General features: G+C 41.8%; 13 protein-coding genes and 1 pseudogene. 8 read left to right on the forward strand and 6 right to left on the reverse strand.

All coding sequences use genetic code 11. The features are described 5' to 3' along the window. Window positions 1-258: 258 nt before the first annotated feature. Window positions 259-3165, reverse strand: a complete 2907-nt coding sequence (gene glnE / locus CXF95_RS28035; protein ID WP_101201680.1) for a bifunctional [glutamate--ammonia ligase]-adenylyl-L-tyrosine phosphorylase/[glutamate--ammonia-ligase] adenylyltransferase — start codon at window positions 3163-3165, stop codon at window positions 259-261. A gap of 1 nt (window position 3166) precedes the next feature. Continuing rightward, window positions 3167-3466, reverse strand: coding sequence for a GIY-YIG nuclease family protein (locus CXF95_RS28040; protein WP_101201681.1), 300 nt, complete (start codon window positions 3464-3466; stop codon window positions 3167-3169). An 893-nt stretch (window positions 3467-4359) separates the two neighbouring features. Between CXF95_RS28040 and CXF95_RS28045 the strand changes: the two genes are divergently transcribed. The 3 genes from CXF95_RS28045 (at window position 4360) to CXF95_RS28055 (ending at window position 9268) form a co-directional block, all read left to right on the forward strand. Beyond that, a complete protein-coding gene (locus CXF95_RS28045; protein WP_198556734.1) occupies window positions 4360-7275 on the forward strand; it encodes a transporter substrate-binding domain-containing protein in 2916 nt (971 codons plus the stop codon). 163 nt (window positions 7276-7438) lie between these two features. Beyond that, window positions 7439-8080: a hemolysin III family protein gene (locus CXF95_RS28050; protein ID WP_101201683.1), complete on the forward strand. Its 642-nt coding sequence runs from the start codon at window positions 7439-7441 to the stop codon at window positions 8078-8080. Between the two features lie 147 nt (window positions 8081-8227). Further along, window positions 8228-9268 carry an XrtA/PEP-CTERM system-associated ATPase gene (locus CXF95_RS28055; RefSeq protein ID WP_101201684.1) on the forward strand — a complete coding sequence of 347 codons (1041 nt, stop codon included), beginning with the start codon at window positions 8228-8230 and terminating at the stop codon, window positions 9266-9268. Between the two features lie 442 nt (window positions 9269-9710). Here CXF95_RS28055 and CXF95_RS28060 read toward each other — a convergent pair whose 3' ends face one another. Next, a complete protein-coding gene (locus CXF95_RS28060) occupies window positions 9711-10565 on the reverse strand; it encodes a LysR substrate-binding domain-containing protein (RefSeq protein ID WP_101201685.1) in 855 nt (284 codons plus the stop codon). A 154-nt stretch (window positions 10566-10719) separates the two neighbouring features. Here CXF95_RS28060 and gcvT point away from each other — a divergent pair, with 154 nt between their 5' ends. The 4 genes from gcvT (at window position 10720) to CXF95_RS28080 (ending at window position 15951) form a co-directional block, all read left to right on the forward strand. Next, window positions 10720-11799: a glycine cleavage system aminomethyltransferase GcvT gene (gene gcvT, locus CXF95_RS28065; RefSeq protein ID WP_101201686.1), complete on the forward strand. Its 1080-nt coding sequence runs from the start codon at window positions 10720-10722 to the stop codon at window positions 11797-11799. Window positions 11800-11848: 49 nt separating this feature from the next. After that, entirely contained in the window at window positions 11849-12238 is a 390-nt protein-coding gene (gene gcvH / locus CXF95_RS28070; protein ID WP_101201687.1) for a glycine cleavage system protein GcvH, read from the forward strand. 131 nt (window positions 12239-12369) lie between these two features. Further along, window positions 12370-15282 carry an aminomethyl-transferring glycine dehydrogenase gene (gene gcvP, locus CXF95_RS28075; protein ID WP_101201688.1) on the forward strand — a complete coding sequence of 971 codons (2913 nt, stop codon included), beginning with the start codon at window positions 12370-12372 and terminating at the stop codon, window positions 15280-15282. A gap of 360 nt (window positions 15283-15642) precedes the next feature. Continuing rightward, window positions 15643-15951, forward strand: a complete 309-nt coding sequence (locus CXF95_RS28080; RefSeq protein ID WP_101201689.1) for a hypothetical protein — start codon at window positions 15643-15645, stop codon at window positions 15949-15951. Window positions 15952-15973: 22 nt separating this feature from the next. Here the strand turns inward: CXF95_RS28080 and CXF95_RS28085 are convergent, their stop codons facing one another. Both CXF95_RS28085 and CXF95_RS28090 read right to left on the reverse strand, forming a co-directional pair. Next, a complete protein-coding gene (locus CXF95_RS28085; protein WP_101201690.1) occupies window positions 15974-16273 on the reverse strand; it encodes a Txe/YoeB family addiction module toxin in 300 nt (99 codons plus the stop codon). Next, entirely contained in the window at window positions 16242-16517 is a 276-nt protein-coding gene (locus CXF95_RS28090) for a type II toxin-antitoxin system Phd/YefM family antitoxin (RefSeq protein WP_198556735.1), read from the reverse strand. Before CXF95_RS28090 ends, CXF95_RS28085 begins: the two co-directional genes overlap by 32 nt. A gap of 316 nt (window positions 16518-16833) precedes the next feature. Between CXF95_RS28090 and CXF95_RS28095 the strand changes: the two are divergent. Beyond that, a pseudogene (locus tag CXF95_RS28095) lies at window positions 16834-17034 on the forward strand (transposase domain-containing protein); the annotation flags it as partial. Window positions 17035-17364: 330 nt separating this feature from the next. Here the strand turns inward: CXF95_RS28095 and CXF95_RS28100 are convergent. Further along, window positions 17365-17515 (reverse strand): tyrosine-type recombinase/integrase (locus tag CXF95_RS28100; RefSeq protein ID WP_157828129.1); only part of this gene is annotated, 151 nt, incomplete at its 5' end.

Genomic DNA, 17515 nt, shown 5'->3' on the forward strand with positions numbered 1-17515 from the left:
TTGTAATAAGACTATTGCATTATGTTGACTAAATAACCTGAGCTTTGGATAAGCCATACCGTCCAGCACCACTATTATCGCGCCTATCTTCGTTGAACTTGCTCACAATAGCGCGCTATTCCCTCACAAGCCCGCCTCGATAAACGCAATAATAGCAGCACTGGATGTGTTCAATGTCTTCGCAATGCAACTGTTGCTTCTTAACTTACTGTTTTTATTGCAATTATTTTAAGGGAATCGGCACGTCTTAACTAAAGTTCAGGTTAAATATTTATTCCAAATCGCTTTTACCTTTGTTTGAAGCGCAATAATCGATGGGTTAATTGCAGCCATTGTGGCATTTTGTAAGGCTAGTCGATGGGCATAGTTTCGATATTCTAGGTATGCTTCGCTCAGAGTATCCGTTTCAGTTTTTGTCATCAGGGATAACGCTGCTAAGTCAGCTAATATTCTCACATTGTCAGGCCATTTGGCTAAGCTTGGAAAATCACTGGTGTGGGCCAGCAACATAAACTGCACAATAAACTCTATGTCTGCTATGCCGCCTGCGTCTTGCTTTAAATCAATATTTTCAGCATCTCCTTTAGCTAAGTGGGCCCGCATTTTTTCACGCATAGACACCACTTCATTTGCCAATTCCAATAAGACTCTTGGTTTCGAAAGAACCGTTAACCGCACTGCACTAAAGCGTTCCTGCAATTCACTACAGCCCAGTATAAACCTTGCCCTACCGAGTGCCTGATGTTCCCATGTCCAAGCATTTTCAGTTTCATAGGTAGCAAAACCATTCACATGACATACCAGTAAACCGGCATGGCCAGAGGGGCGTAAGCGCATATCCACATCATAAAGTAACCCTAAGCCCGTTTTGATCGTGAATATATGCAAAATACGCTGGGCAAGTTTGATATAGAAAGCTGTCGCTCCAATTGGTTTTTTGCCATTGGTGAGTTGTTGCCCGTCGCAATTATGCAAAAAAACTAAATCTAAGTCTGAGCCATAACCCAACTCCCAGCCACCCAGTTTGCCAAATCCTAATACCGCAAAACCTTTGTTTTGAATGTTTTTAGGGCCTTGGGTATCACATACAGGCACACCGTGTTTAACCACCATTTGTTGCCATGCGATGTCTACCACTTGAACAATAATGGCTTCTGCTAAATACGTTAAATGGTCACTGACTTGCATCACGGGCAAGGCATTGGATATGTCAGAAGCGGCGATCTTTAATTGTTGGCTCAATTTAAACTGGCGCAAGGTTTCTATTTGTAGCTCTAAATCTTCTGGCTCGACCCTCAGTAATGCTTGGCGCAGTTCATCAGCATATTGATTAAAGGCTACTGGTTGATACAGTGAAATGGGATTGAGTAGCTCATCTAACAATAACGGAAAACGCGCAATTTGTTCCGTCACCCAAGGGCTAGCAGCACATAACTTAACTAAGTGGAATAATGCCGCTTGGTTTTCATATAATAATTGTAGATAAGCAGTACGACCCAATATGGCATGTAATACGGTTAATACCCGTCTAAACAACTCTGCATGATCGTTAGCAGAAGAACTCAGGATATTATGAATAATCACGGGCATTAGATTATTGAGAGTGGTAAGCCCTCTTTGGCCAATTCGCTGCTTAGTTAAATCTTGTTTAAATGCGCTGACTTGTTGATGCACATCTTCGCCAATGGGTCTTTTTGTCACTAACTCTGCATCGGCTAAGTGCCAATGATTTAAAATACTTTGTGTTTCTTGAGCATTTAGTTGTAATTGCCAAAGATCTTTTGCCCCTTGTTGCTGTTCATCTGCAATATCATGTTGCAGCGCGGGATCTTCTTTGACCAGTAACGAGAATTGCTGGTGGATTAAGTCGCAGTGCTGAGCCAAATGTTGCATAAAGTCTTCATATTCAGTCATGCCTAATACATATAACAAACGTTTTTGATCAATGTGACTGTTGGGTAATACTTGTGTTTGTTTGTCGGCAAACTGCTGCAGACAATGTTCTATTTTACGCAGCCATAAATAACTGTGTTGTAAATCTTTAGCGCTTTGGGCGGGTAATATTTGTAAATTGACTAATTCAGACAGTGCTAATTGTAAGCTCTGAACTTTCAGACTGGGCTCTCGTCCACCGTTGATCAGTTGCAAGCTTTGCACTATAAATTCTGCTTCTCTGATCCCGCCTTTGCCCAACTTAATATTGTTGGTTAGGCCACGTCTGCGCACCTCTTGTTCAATCATTGATTTCATACTGCGCAGCGACTCAATGGCACTAAAGTCTAGATATCGACGATAAATAAAAGGTTGCAGAATATCGGATAACTGTTTTGTGTAGGGGCAAGGTTGATTCAAGATAGATGCCTTGAGCATCGCATAACGTTCCCAATCTCGACCTTGTTCTTGGTAATAATCTTCCATCGCATCAAAATGCATCACCAGTGGTCCGCTGTCACCAAATGGCCTTAGGCGCATATCCACTCGGTATACCTGACCATCAGCAGTAATTTGATCTAATGCAGTAATGATTTTTTGGGCCAGTTTAGTAAAAAACTGTTGGTTTTCGAGCGACTTCTTGCCGCCGCTAGTGACACCCACTGCTGGGTAGGTAAAAATCAAATCGATATCTGATGAAAAATTAAGCTCACCTCCACCCAATTTCCCCATACCCAAAATTAGCAAAGGTTGTGGACCAAACTCACCCTCTGGTAAGCCAAATTGGGGCTGTAAAAGTTGACATAATCTGTTATTAGTTTGTGTGATTAATTGACGTGCTAGTTCTGATACTTGTGCTAACGAATCTTCAATCGATTGCATGTTGAGCAAGTCGCGCCAAGCAATTCTCAGCATATGAAAATTTCTAAATTGTCTGAGCTTTTGGTGTAAAACAGCTTCACTATCAATTTCAGCCAATTGCTGGGTAAGTTTGTGTTGATAATCTATGCGCTCAGCAAAAAGTAATTTTTCGATGAACAGTACAGCTATCCACGACGGATACTTGATACATTGCTCAGAAATAAACTCGCTCAATGAAAAAGCCATTTTGATCTGTTCTTCAAACATTTCGAAATCAGCAGAGAACTGCTCATGGGATTGCAGTTCCTGCCATCGCTGGTTACCAAGTTCGATTAATTCTTTGGGAAGTGGCGTAGACGGATTTTCATTCATATTATTTACTCTCATCCAGCAGCGTATTTTGTATGGGTGCATCACAAAGGCAGTTGTTGACCAATTTTACTTTGTTAGCTTTATTTAATTTTTTAATCCATATTTCCAATTTTAATGCCTCGGAATGGCTATCGACCTTACAACGAAACTTGAGTCTCAGTGGGCCCTTGCCTTTTAAGGCTTTGGCACATTTAGGTCCGCTGGACTGATGTTCCGCAAATCGTCGTTCAATGTTGGTGCAAATGCCAGTGTAATATTGGTTTAATTTGTTTTCGACAATGTAGATGTACCATGGAGTCACTGTTGTACCCTTGGGTTTTTTGGTTTTAGTGGATTGTACATGATAGGAATGTTTGGGGTTTAATTGTATTTTTGCCTAGCGGGCAGTCGCATGCTTGACCATTAATTATCTGGTGAATCTAGTAGTGCAATTTGCAGGACGTAAATTGAGTTTGCCAAGGCCGGGATCGTATGTAAGCGACCTGCTAAATTTGCTGGATAATTGGATGAATAACATAGTCTGGTGAGTGGTCTTTTTTGTTTGCTTTTTAGGGCTGCAGCCAAAAAGTAAATCGCACAGAAGGGATTCTGTGAGAAAACTGTAGGGATGCAGTGCCCGCTAGGGCATGAAAAGCTGAAGATCGCACCTAGGGTGATAACACGAGCAAAAAACTCAATTGGCTGTCCTGTGTCATCTTCCTTAAAATTACAACATAAAATAAATCAACAGCTGACCCTGAGGGATCCAAAAGGCATACCCAAGTTCGTCAACCAAAGTTTCACGGACTAGATACTGCAAAGATAACCCCTTATCAGCGAGGTGAACCCCATTCGATTTGAAATGAGGTTTGGCAAATGGGCTGAGAAGTGTTAAAAATAGAATAAATGGGCAAACATATAGATTTGGAAATCGTGGTTCCTCGGACGATAAAGACCACAGGTTAGGCTGGTTACTCGTTACTCGTTATTCGTGGAATAGCACTTATATTCCTCCTTATATTATGTCGCTCAGCCGGCATAATTGGATCCTATTGTCATTATTGTCGCAGTTTAGTGAGTGGATGTGGATGTTAAAAATTCGAAGAGGTAAAAAATGAATGAACATGACCCCTTCACTTACCCTACCAAAACGCTATTATCTCGATTGACTATCCACCTCAAGCCAAGTATCAACAAATGTATGGTCAATATATAATGATGAGCATATTTGAACTCAAGCTTTTAGGCTACTCAAAAATTAAGGACCTAATTCTGGCGTTTATCAAACCGACTACGCTTATTTTGTTTTTTTTGTCTTTGTTATACATTTTTGGCCTAACAGGCGGGAGCACGGCACTGGCAGAAGAGCTTTCTAAGCCACAAACCCTAAAAATCGCTTACCTGCCAAATAATCAGCCATTCTCCTCGATGTTACCCAGCGGTAAACCCATTGGCTTGTATATCGATATATGGCGTTTATGGTCAGAAACCACGGGTATTCCGGTCACCTTTGTGAGTGCAAACAGCTTTACTGAAAACATCGCTAATTTAAAGTCCGGAAAAGTAGATTTCCTGTTGGGCCTTTTTATTAATGATGAAAGAGCCGAATGGGCAGATTTTTCCTTGCCTATTCACAAGGTAGATACCGGTTTACTTTTTCATGGCGAAGTGATGAAGCCTAGAAAGCTCCGGGATTTGGCCAATAAACGGATTGCAGTTCAAGAAAGTTTTTTTCAAGAAGGTTATTTGAAAAAGAACTATCCCGAATTAGACATAATTGCATTTGACAACATTGCTGATTCGATTGATGCTTTGTTAAATAAAGATATTGATATCATCTTTCACGAAATTCCTGCAATGAATGCACTCCTTGGCCGAAAGGGACTAACAGGAGCGTTCACCTTAAGCGACGAGATACTCCTGAGTAACACCGTTCACGCTATGGTTGTCAAGGGCCGTTCTGGATTGCTAAAAAAAATCAACGAGGGTATCCAGGCTATCCCGATTTCAAAACTAATCGAATTAGAGACACGATGGTTGCGAAGTAAAACCCCTTTTTTCCAGCAAAAACAGTTATTGAATGTCCCCTCATTGAGCAGTAAAGAAGTGGACTGGTTACGTCTGCATCAGAGTTTTAGTTTGGGGATATCGCCTCTGTTAGCCCCCTTTGAGACCTTAAGTGAAGATGGAGATTACGCGGGTATTAGTGCCGATTATATTGGGATCTTAAAACAAAAACTGGCACTTGATATGACACCGACACTAGGTTTGTCTTGGACACAGATAATAGAGCAAGTCAAAATCGGAAAAATTGACATCTTACCCTCGGTGGTTAAAACCCCAGAACGCAGCAAGTTTATGGTTTTCACCAAACCCTACATTACCTTGCCTCTGGTTGTTGCAACCCATAGAAACTCAGAGTTTTTGACCGATTTGGACGATCTTAAAGGCAAGGTGGTAGGTGTTGAAAAAAGCACACCCGCGAAAAGCTTGCTGCATGAAAACCACCCAGGGCTCCGGCTTCTTGAGGTTGATGATGCCAAGCATGGTATGTTGTTGCTGCAGCAGCGGAAAATAGATGCTTTTATTCACAATTTGGGGGTAATTCAATACCTACTAAATACGGATGATTTTGAGAATGTAATAGTGGCATTATATACCCCCTACGAGCTGGAAATAGCCATTGGGGTGCGCAAAGGGCTCGAACCTTTAGTGCCGATACTGGAGAAAGCGCTAAAAACGATTAGCGCTAAACAACGTAACTCAATCGCCAATAACTGGCTGGCGATCCAAGTTAAGGTTGGCTCTGATGTTAGCACATTTCTGCTCTACACAGCGCCTGTTCTATCCATTTTCATCCTGATCATATGGGTATTTAATCGCGCTAACAGACGGCTGCAATTTGAAATAAAACACCGCGTCCAGGTTGAATATTCGCTTGGAATAGCCAAAGACAGGGCTGAAAGTGCCAATAAGGCTAAGGATGAATTTTTAGCCAATATGAGCCATGAAATTAGAACACCGATGAATGCAGTGCTAGGCATGTCTTACATGTTAGGTGAGTCGGGATTGACAGAGGCACAAATGGAACTTAATCGAACCTTGAGCAGTTCCGCCTCGTCCTTATTAGTGATAATCAACGACATTTTAGATTTATCCAAAATCGAAGCGGGTAAAATTGAGTTCGAGTCCATTCCCTTCAATTTGACAGAGGTCTTCAAAAACATCGAGGCACAGATCCAGTTCCTACTAAAAGATGGATTGGTTGTACTGAATATTGACATTGACTCAGATATCCCAAATAGATTAATCGGCGACCCTCTTAGGGTTGGACAAGTCCTGCTAAATCTGGCCAATAATGCGGCGAAATTCACCCATCAAGGCAGTGTTGCAATCAGCGCTAAACTGCTTAGCAAAGTGACTCAACGGCTGACAATTGAGGTTAAGGTGAGTGATACCGGTATAGGAATGACCCTTGAACAGCAAACAAACTTGTTCAAAACATACAATCAGGCTGACTCCTCTACCACCCGTAATTACGGTGGAACAGGCTTAGGTTTATCTATTAGTAAAAAATTGTGTGAGTTAATGGGGGGGGGGATCTCGGTAAAAAGTGAGCAAGGCGTCGGCAGTCATTTTTCTTTCGTGCTGCCGCTCAAGTATCAGCTCGAAGATGAAAAAATTGATAGTTCGACCGAAAATAATATGTTGCCAGAGGCTTCGCTTTTAGTTCTACAGGGCAAGCAGGTGTTACTGGTTGATGACAATATAATCAACCTGACTATTGCTGAGGTAATGTTAAACCATGCAGGGATAGCTGTCGTCACCGCTGAAGATGGGCAGCAGGCGATAGATGCCGTTAAGCAAAACAGTTTTGACGCAATCCTTATGGATATTCAAATGCCCGTGATGGACGGTTACGAGGCAACTAAATATATCAGGACCCAGTTAGAGCTCACCCGTATCCCAATCATAGCAGTGTCAGCAAACGTGATGCCTTCCGATGTACAGAAATCGCTCGATATAGGAATGAACGCCCATATAGGTAAGCCGCTTAATCTGGATGTCTTACTTAAAACCCTTGTTGAGCAGATAGACTTTCCCAAAGGGCGAGCTTTAAAGCGGCTTTAAATCTCAATTAGAGGGTAATTACTTATGGCGATTAGTATAAGTTCACTAACCTTCAATCTCACAATATACTCGGTAACAGGTTTTAATTAGAATACATATTTGAGTGTACAACCGTACGCTCAAATTATATAATTCGGTCCTATTTTTCACCGCGACTCAATGAATGAATTACTCTAACACTATCCAAAAAACCTATTCGCCCATCGAAGAACAGTTAAATGTCATAAGCCATTGTGTTGGGATGATTGCTGCAACCGTAGGCTTGACCTTTTTATTGATGAGAGTCGAGGGTATATATGGGCTATTTGCTTGTTTAGTCTATGGCCTGTCGATGATCTTGATGTTTCTATCATCAACACTTTACCATTGGACCCAAAGTGCTGATCTAAAAGCCTTGCTAAAGGTGGTAGACCACAGTGCCATTTATTTATTGATAGCCGGTACTTACACGCCATTTATGGTTTTGGCCATTGGTGGTTGGGTAGGACTGTCTGGGATGATCATAGTCTGGTCGATTGCATTGGTAGGCATTACTTGTAAAATTTTCGCCAATCAGCGGTTTCCAAAATTATCGGTTATTACCTATTTATTAATGGGATGGATAGCCATCTTCTTTATCTATCCCTTGTACCATGCGTTATCCACCGAAGGTTTATGGTTATTAGTTGCTGGCGGCCTCTGTTACACGGTTGGTGTGCTGTTTTACGTGGCTAAAAAAATCCAGTTTACACATGCAACTTGGCATGTGTTTGTTGTTGCTGGGTGTATGTGTCATTTCTTTTCTATCTATTATTATGTCATTTGACAGGCTTTAGTCAGAATAAGGTCAACCTTTGACACTCATACTCTATTTAAAGGTAATTGCGGTATTTGATTGCTATGCCTTAGGCAGATAGCTTAAGCTAGAGGTAGAAATTTTCCTTTATTTTTGCGGATCAAGCGGGTTTTTATTATGTATGAAAATTATTACGGGCTGACCTCTAAGCCTTTTCAACTGACACCCGATCCTAGCTTCTTTTATGGCAGTAAATGGCATAAGCGTGCTATGTCTTATTTGCAATATGGGTTATCTCAAGCTGAAGGTTTTATCGTCATCACTGGCGATATTGGCACCGGTAAAACGACCATCGCAAACAGTTTATTAGATAACATGCAACAAGATATTGTTGCAGCACAAATTGTCACGCCAAAATTATCACCAGATGAATTGGTGAAAATGGTTGCCAACAAATTCAATGTGCCAGTTAAAGGCAGTACTAAGTCTGACATTTTGAATGATCTTGAAGCATTTTTAATGAATTTGCATAAACAAGGCAAACGAGCATTGTTATTGGTTGATGAAGCACAAAACTTACCTTTAGAAACTATTGAAGAATTACGGATGTTGTCTAACTTCCAAGCTGCGGGTAAACCATTGTTACAAAGCTTCTTGCTTGGACAAGAAGAGTTACAACCTATACTACGTGCGCCTAACATGGAGCAGTTTAGACAACGTATTGTGGCGTCATGCCATTTAGTGCCTTTAACCGATATTGAGTGCCAGGCGTATATCGAGTATCGAATGCAACACGCAGGTTGGGATGGTCGGGCGTTGTTTTCAGCCGGCGCATATACCCAAATTTTCCAATTTACTCATGGTATTCCAAGAAAAATCAATACTTTGATGGACAGGATCTTGCTTTTTGGTTTTCTTGAGGAGCTAGAAACCTTAGACGAAGAAGCGGTTGAAAACGTGATAAAAGAAGTGTCAGAAGAGATGTTTCTGCCAGAACAACCAACTCCAACTCCAACTCAAGCAAAGCCTAGAGGTATTCTAGATGAGGTTACCGAAGACGGGCAAGTTAAAGACGTAGAGTATTATAAAACCATGCTCACTGAATTAGTTGACGCTCTGGATAACGCTCTTAGTCAAAAAATTAAGCTCACACGTTATATCGATCGTTTATTACAAAAAAAATATAAAACTTACGTGCGTTTGAAGTCCGATGATTAGCGTAAATGTCTTTATAACATTCAAAAATAAAATTAATTGCAAATTAAGTTAAGTTTTTGTTAAAAAAGCCGATGAATTTATTGAACTTAAAGGATAAGATATCATCCGAAGGTTATATCGTACAAAAAAACATACAAAAACATACAAAAACATACAATAAAGTTAACCTTTTCTGTAATTATTCTATTTGGGGTGTTTAATGAAACGTCTAATTGGTGAAAGAAGGCAAACATCTGGAATGTTTGCTGGAGGACCAGTTTTCAAGGAACGACGTAAAGCTTATTATCACGGAAAGTATAGCAAAAGAATGTTATTTCTTTTGATATTGGTTAGTAGTGTCGTCTTTATTGTTGTCAGGCAGGCGTTTATCTAATAAGCAAAAAAAATGCTAGCTATTATTTAGGTTAAATAATAGCTAGCGTTTTTTTTGTTTAATACTAAATCAGGTAGATTGCACTAATCTTGATTGAATAAATTTTGCAAATTTGCCACTCGCCTGTGGATGTTGGGATTTTCCAGTAAACAAACATATCTTTATAGCACCTAACTCTGGCAAATGATTATGCCGAATAATATCTAACTGTTTAGGTACGCTGCTTTTAGCCAGTGCGCTAATCCCTAACCCCTGCTTAATGGCTGCTGTGATACCACTTAGGTCAGCATTGGTATAACTGATCCGCCACTGCTGAGTTTGCTGTTTTAGCTTACTGATGACACGGCTTCTATATACGCAACCATCGGGTGCTAGCACTAACGATAATATGGATTGTGGGTTGGCTAAATTTCGATCACCTACCCAAACTAATTCATCTATCAGTAATACTTGTCCGTCGACTTCAATGTCAGGGTCGACGAGTGCCATCACAAGATCAAAACTACTCAACGCTTCATCCTCAAGTAAGGATTTACTTAATGCAGAGGTGACCTCCAGAGATACATCAGGGTATAACTTACCAAATTCGCCAATAATGCTGGGTAGTAAGGTGGTGGCAAATTCACTAGGGATACCCAGTCGTAATCTGCCTTTCAAAGATGTGGGTTGAAATTGACGAAAAATACCGTCGTTTAAGTCCAGCATAGTTTGTGCTGTTTTGTATAAACTTAAGCCATCTTGATTAACCACCTGTCTTTGCCCTTGTTTGGCGAAAAGACGTTTCGACAATTGTTGCTCTAGGCGTTTTATTTGCAGACTGACCGCTGGTTGTGAAAGACCGATTTTTTCGCCTGCTTTTGCATAACCACCTAAATCCACGACAGTGACAAAGGTGCGCAGGTTATCCAGAGAGAGTTGTTTCATTTAAGCTAATCTAAGTTGTTTGTAAATAAGACTTTTAAATGATTATTCAATTATTCATAAGAAATGTAAATGTAAACATTACATATTTCAATTTGTGGTACTTCATTGCTATCACTATAATTCGTTTATTGTTTAGCCACGGTCACAATATTTCATGCCAAATAAAACTGTTTTACATACCAAACATATGGAAGCGGGGGCCAAAATGGTCGATTTCCATGGTTGGGAAATGCCTATTAATTATGGCTCGCAGATAGAAGAACATCACGCAGTGCGCAAAGACGCGGGCATGTTTGATGTATCTCACATGACGATAGTGGATATCACGGGCAAAGATGCCCAAGCGTATCTACGATTTTTGTTGGCCAACGACGTGGTTAAATTACAAGATAAAGGTAAAGCCTTATACAGCGGAATGCTGAATGAAGCAGGCGGCGTGGTAGACGACCTAATCGTTTATTATTTTGCCCCAACCAATTACCGCTTAGTTGTGAATTCTGCCACTCGCGAAAAAGATATGGATTGGTTGTTTAAACAAGCCACATCATTTGAGGTGACTATTACCGAACGCCCAGAATTCGCGATGATTGCCGTGCAAGGCCCGAATGCTAAAAGCAAAGCCGCACAGTTATTTTCTGACGCACAAAAAGAAGCGGTAGAAGGTATGAAGGCCTTTTTTGGCGTGCAGGCCGAAGATTTATTTATTGCTACCACTGGATACACAGGTGAAGCCGGCTACGAAATTATCGTACCTGCTGCTGATGCTGCAGATTTCTGGCAAAAATTGCTAGACGTAGGTGTGGTACCTTGTGGTTTAGGTGCTAGGGATACACTACGTTTAGAAGCTGGAATGAATTTGTATAGTCAAGATATGGACGAAACTATTTCACCATTGGCAGCGAATATGGCTTGGACTATTACCTGGGAACCCAATGCCAGAAAGTTTATGGGGCGTGAGGCTCTAGAGCAGCAAAAAGCCGCAGGCACGGACAAACTAGTAGGACTAGTGATGACCGACAAAGGCGTGTTACGCGCCGGCCAAAAAGTCCAAGTTACCGGCGGTGAAGGGGTGATTACCTCAGGCACATTTTCACCCACTCTGGGTCATAGTATTGCTATGGCACGCGTGCCTTCAACTGTTGGCGATAGTGCTGAAGTTGAAATACGCAAAAAGTGGGTTACAGTAAACGTGGTCAAACCTAGCTTTGTTAGAAATGGCAAAAGTGTTTTGTAGCCGACACCACAAACATTCAAGATTAAATACATAAATATTAGGAACAAACATGAGCAATATTCCAACAGATTTACGTTACGCTTCAACTCACGAATGGGTGCGCCCTGAAGGCGGCGGTGTGTTTACTATCGGTATCAGCGACCATGCCCAACAATTATTAGGCGATATGGTGTTTGTGGAGTTACCGGATGTAGGTGCTCAAGTCGGGACAGGCGACGACATTGCTGTTGCTGAGTCAGTGAAAGCCGCATCTGATGTGTATGCACCCATCAGCGGTGAAATTGTAGAAGTGAATGAAGAACTAGAAGACGCGCCAGAGTTGGTCAACTCTGACCCATATGGTGAGGGCTGGTTATTTAAGATTAAAGCGGAAGATCCACTAGAAGTAGATGCTTTGTTTGATGCCGAAGCTTATCAAGGCAACATCGAAAACGAGTAACCTACTCATAAAGGAGGATTATTCAGTCCTCAAACCGTTTTAAACGGTATTGTAATCAAAGTGTGTGAGCAAACTTTTTGCTCGCATTCTTTGCTCTCATTTTTTGTTCACATCAGGAATTTTAGTCAGCCATGTCATTATCTCATTTTTCATTATTAGAGCTTGAACAAAAGCAGGACTTTGTTCGTCGTCATATTGGTCCCAGTGAAGCAGAAATGGCAGAGATGCTTGCTTCCATTGGTGCAGAATCGTTAGATGATTTAATGCTACAAACTGTGCCCGAAAGCATACGTTTACCGCAACCGTTAAAAGTCGGTGAAGCGCAAACAGAAGCAGACGCATTGGCCTACTTGAAAACGGTGGCCAGTAAAAATAAAGTGATGCGTTCATTTATCGGTATGGGCTACTACGACACGCTCACACCTAATGTGATCTTACGTAATGTATTCGAAAACCCAGGTTGGTATACCGCCTACACGCCTTACCAACCAGAGATTGCCCAAGGTCGACTAGAAGCTCTACTTAACTTTCAGCAAGCGACCATTGACTTAACCGGTATGGAATTAGCGTCAGCGTCATTGTTAGACGAAGCGACCGCGGCTGCTGAAGCCATGGGGCTGGCTAAACGCGTCTCTAAAAATCGCAATGCGAATACGTTTTTTGTGGCAGATGACGTACACCCACAAACTTTAGACGTGGTGCAAACTCGCGCAGATATGTTTGGCTTTGACATTGTGGTTGGCAAAGCAGAAGACGCCAGCCAACACGATGTATTTGGCGCACTATTGCAATATCCTGGCACCTCGGGTGTAGTGAACGATATCACAGCTATCATTGCTGCCGTGCAAGCCAATAAAGGCATAGTGGCAGTGGCCGCTGACTTACTTAGCTTAGTGTTACTTAAACCACCCGGTGAAATGGGTGCCGATGTGGTGCTGGGCAGCGCGCAACGTTTTGGCGTACCTATGGGCTACGGTGGTCCTCATGCTGCTTTTTTTGCTACTCGCGACAGCTACAAACGTTCATTGCCGGGGCGCATTATCGGTGTGTCTAAAGATACCCGTGGTAAACCCGCTTTACGTATGGCATTGCAAACCCGAGAGCAACATATTCGCCGTGAAAAAGCTAACTCAAACATCTGTACCGCGCAGGTATTGCTGGCCAATATGGCGTCTTTTTATGCGGTTTATCATGGCCCGCAGGGCTTAAAAACCATTGCTTCACGTATTCATCGTTTCTCGGATATTTTAGCGGCGGGCTTAGTTAAAGCAGGTTTTGAACTTTTAAATAACACATGGTTTGACACGTTAACAGTCAAAGTCAGCAGCAACAGACAACAGATAATCGATGCCGCTTTAGCCAACAACCTAAACCTGCGTACAGACGTTGATGGAACCTTGGGCATAAGCTTAGATGAAACCACCTCTCGTAGCGATCTACAGGCTGTATATCAAGCCTTTGTTGGCGCTAACGTTGAGTTAGATATCAAGGCTTTTGACCAAGCTATCATCGACAATGGAAGTGATTCCATTCCTGCAGATTTGGCTAGAACATCTGATTTCTTAACGCACCCAGTGTTTAACAGTTATCACTCTGAAACTGAAATGCTGCGTTATATCAAATCTCTAGAAGACAAAGACCTAGCCTTAAATCACTCGATGATTTCATTGGGCTCTTGCACCATGAAACTCAATGCCACCGCTGAGATGCTGCCTGTGACATGGCCTGAGTTTGGTAAATTGCACCCATTCTCACCTATCGAGCAAGCGCAAGGTTACAAACAAATGCTGGATGAATTAAGCGAATGGTTAATCGACATTACCGGTTACGACGCTTTATCTATGCAACCTAATTCTGGCGCACAGGGTGAATACGCAGGATTGATCACCATTCAAAAATATAATGAGAGCAGGGGAGAAGGGCACCGCAATGTGTGTTTGATCCCAAGCTCAGCCCACGGTACTAACCCCGCGTCGGCGCAAATGGTGGGTATGAAAGTGGTAGTGGTGAATTGCGATAAAGACGGCAATGTCGACCTAGTCGATTTACGGACCAAAGCAGAAGAAGTCGCAGACAACCTTGCATGCGGCATGATCACTTACCCATCCACCCACGGTGTATACGAAGAAACAGTACGCGAAATGTGTGACATAGTGCACGAATTTGGCGGTCAAGTGTATATGGACGGCGCTAATATGAATGCCCAAGTTGGTGTGACCTCACCGGGTTATATTGGCTCAGACGTGTCACACTTAAACTTGCACAAAACCTTCTGTATTCCACACGGTGGTGGTGGCCCAGGTATGGGACCAATAGGGGTTAAAGCCCATTTAGCGCCATTTTTACCGAATCACAAAGTGATAGGTATCGAAAATGCAGGTGATACCCAAGTGCGTGAGCACGGAGCCGTATCGGCTGCACCTTGGGGCAGTGCCTCAATTTTACCTATCAGTTACATGTACATCAAAATGATGGGCAGTGCAGGCCTGAAAAAAGCCACCGAAGTCGCCATACTCAACGCTAACTACGTAGCTGAAAAACTATCGTCTCACTACCCAGTGTTATATCGCGGTCGTAACAATCGCGTAGCACACGAATGCATCATCGACTTACGCCCACTCAAAGAAAGCTCGGGGATCACCGAAGTCGATGTAGCAAAACGTTTAAACGACTACGGTTTCCACTCACCTACTATGAGTTTCCCCGTAGCAGGCACCTTGATGATTGAACCTACTGAGTCAGAAGCCAAAGCCGAGCTTGACCGTTTTATCGAAGCTATGGTGAATATCCGCTTAGAAGTCGCCAGAGTTGAGTCAGGTGAATGGAATGCCATAGACAATCCATTACACAACGCACCCCACACCCTTGAAGATATTTGCGACAGCGAATGGAACCGCAGTTATGACAGAAAGCTTGCTGCTTATCCGGTCGCTAGCGTCGCTAGAAATAAGTTTTGGCCAACGGTTAATCGGATTGATGATGTGTTTGGGGATAGGAATTTGATGTGTTCTTGCCCGGATTTGGATAGTTATAGAGAGGATTAATTTCTACGTCATCCTTGAAACCTCAGCTGCATTGCTGTCGCTACTCGCCCCAATCACATATTAATCATATGCTCATGGGGCTCGCAGCTAAGCGGCTTTGCTGAGGCTCCAATGATTTAGTAGAAAAGGAATGTGTTTTTGAAAGGGTTTCAAACTTTCTTTGGGATTTGATGAAAACGAGCTTAGGCTCGTTTTTTTGTTTGTGGCTACGCTTTTTATGCGCCTCGCTTATAAAGCATATGCTTTGCATACTGTCATCCATGACATTTTTCAAACGAATCCCTTCGTTCAACTTACTTTTTTGCTGCAGCCAAAAAAAGTAAGCAAAAAAGGCCGCTCGAGGGTTCAACTGGATTCTTTATGAAGCACGGCTTCGCCCAGTTGAACAACCCAACATGGATGTTGGGTTTGGGTACAAATCATCAAGGAAGTGTATTTGACTACCTCAAAGGTTTCACTTTTCTAAGTTGTGTTTACATCAGGTTAGGTAGGCAAACTCATTTAACATCCATGTTAAATGCCCTACTGAATTCACAAAATAATCGGCGAGCTTTGAGTCGAGGGAAGGGCAAGAGCATCGGCTTTGCCGACAGGGAGTTTTTAATGGCTTTGCAATTAATTATCATGGATGTCCTGTTAATTTCGGTTGGCATAAAAACCACTAGTTAAAGTGGTTTTCTATCAGCAACGATTAGTAGTGATAACGGGCAGCAAATATAATCAAATCCTTACCTTCCCCTTTGTATATCAGGCGATGTTCCAAATCTATTCTTCTTGAATAATAGCCTTTAAGGTTACTAGATAGTTTTTCAGGCTTACCGATTCCTGTATGTAACGATATTTGAGACGCTTCTATTAAAGCATTTATTTTTTCAAATTTTGCATAATCATTTTTTCTCCAATACTGATAATCTTCCCAGCCAATATTGGTAAAAACCACTTTCTTGGTATCTATTTCTTTATCTAGCTTCTTCTTCGTACTCGTTTTCATTATTAATCTCCGTTTTTATTACGGAGCCGGACTCAAATTGTGCGATTGAATCTAGAAGGCGTGAAGCATTATTTCTAGAACTAAGTAGATACATAGTTTCTTGCATGCTGTCAAAATCTTTACGTGTCATCATGACCACATCAGCAGACTTACTTGTTATTAATAACGGCTCATGTCTATCAGCTACTGACTCAATAGCGGCCTTGAAATTAGCTCGCGTTTCGCTATATGTTTGTACATTCATTTTGATTTTGCGGTAACGCTTATTAGGCGCAAAATAGCTTCCCCCTTTAGGTTTCACTATTCTGAATTTGTCAGTCTCTACTTAGTAAAGTTATTGACAAAGTTTACCTTTCTCCTAAGTTAGTTGTCTGAAGCAACACTTGATACGTCTCAATGCTAATGCGCGTGCCGAGGTGTTACTCACCAGGGTGGTTGGTCACCCAAACTAAACAGTACAACATTTAGTACAACAAGTCAATTGTTGTACTAAATGTTGTACTATATATATTCTATACCTATTCTGAGTTGATTTATTATTTTGGATGTGTTTTTAAAAGTTAGGCAGAAAAAATTGGTTATTTAGCAATACAACTAATGGTGCACACGCCAGTGCTACTCTTTACAGTTTGATAGAAACCGCCAAAGCAAATGGATTAGTACCTTATGATTACCTCAATTACCTGCTAAGCGAAATACCCATTCTGCAACCAGCGCAAAATATAGACCACCTGCTACCATGGGGATTTACTAAACGATAGGTGGGATTGCCAGACGCTTAATTTATATCAATTAGAGATAGAGCTGTTACTCAATCGCCTGTCCATGGCGATTGCCCTACTAAATTGAAGTAATAGTTGGCGAGCTTTGAGTCGAGGGTAGGTCAAGAGCATCGGCGTTGCCGACTAAAGGAGTTGCTTTGCAATTAATTATCATGGATGTCCTGTTAATTTGTTGTCGCTATAAAATGATCAAAGTGTTCACCGAAGGTGATACTGGTACTTTTAGCCATAGTCTTAACCTTAACCTATTCATGTATACCCATATATATTAGATTATGGTGAATGATGTTGGTTGAGGGGAAGTAAACGTCAAAGTCTAGATAGTGGACTCACCACCGAGTTACCACCGCGCTGTAAAATATGGGTGTAGATTTGTGTGGTGCGTAAATCGGCGTGGCCTAGCTGATCCTGAACTGTTCGGATGTCTGCGCCGGATTGTAGTAGGTGGGTGGCGAATGAG

The sequence above is a fragment of the Paraglaciecola sp. MB-3u-78 genome, assembly GCF_002835935.1.
Taxonomy (GTDB): Bacteria; Pseudomonadota; Gammaproteobacteria; order Enterobacterales; family Alteromonadaceae; genus Paraglaciecola.

Bases quoted from the DNA above. Each gene is read 5' to 3' on its own strand.
- glnE (WP_101201680.1), bottom strand. From the start codon at position 3,165: ATGAATGAAAATCCGTCTACGCCACTTCCCAAAGAATTAATCGAACTT.
- gcvH (WP_101201687.1), top strand. From the start codon at position 11,849: ATGAGCAATATTCCAACAGATTTACGTTACGCTTCAACTCACGAATGG.
- CXF95_RS28050 (WP_101201683.1), top strand. From the start codon at position 7,439: ATGAATTACTCTAACACTATCCAAAAAACCTATTCGCCCATCGAAGAA.
- CXF95_RS28085 (WP_101201690.1), bottom strand. From the start codon at position 16,273: ATGAAAACGAGTACGAAGAAGAAGCTAGATAAAGAAATAGATACCAAG.
- gcvP (WP_101201688.1), top strand. From the start codon at position 12,370: ATGTCATTATCTCATTTTTCATTATTAGAGCTTGAACAAAAGCAGGAC.
- CXF95_RS28090 (WP_198556735.1), bottom strand. From the start codon at position 16,517: ATGAATGTACAAACATATAGCGAAACGCGAGCTAATTTCAAGGCCGCT.
- CXF95_RS28045 (WP_198556734.1), top strand. From the start codon at position 4,360: ATGATGAGCATATTTGAACTCAAGCTTTTAGGCTACTCAAAAATTAAG.
- gcvT (WP_101201686.1), top strand. From the start codon at position 10,720: ATGCCAAATAAAACTGTTTTACATACCAAACATATGGAAGCGGGGGCC.
- CXF95_RS28060 (WP_101201685.1), bottom strand. From the start codon at position 10,565: ATGAAACAACTCTCTCTGGATAACCTGCGCACCTTTGTCACTGTCGTG.
- CXF95_RS28055 (WP_101201684.1), top strand. From the start codon at position 8,228: ATGTATGAAAATTATTACGGGCTGACCTCTAAGCCTTTTCAACTGACA.
- CXF95_RS28080 (WP_101201689.1), top strand. From the start codon at position 15,643: ATGAAGCACGGCTTCGCCCAGTTGAACAACCCAACATGGATGTTGGGT.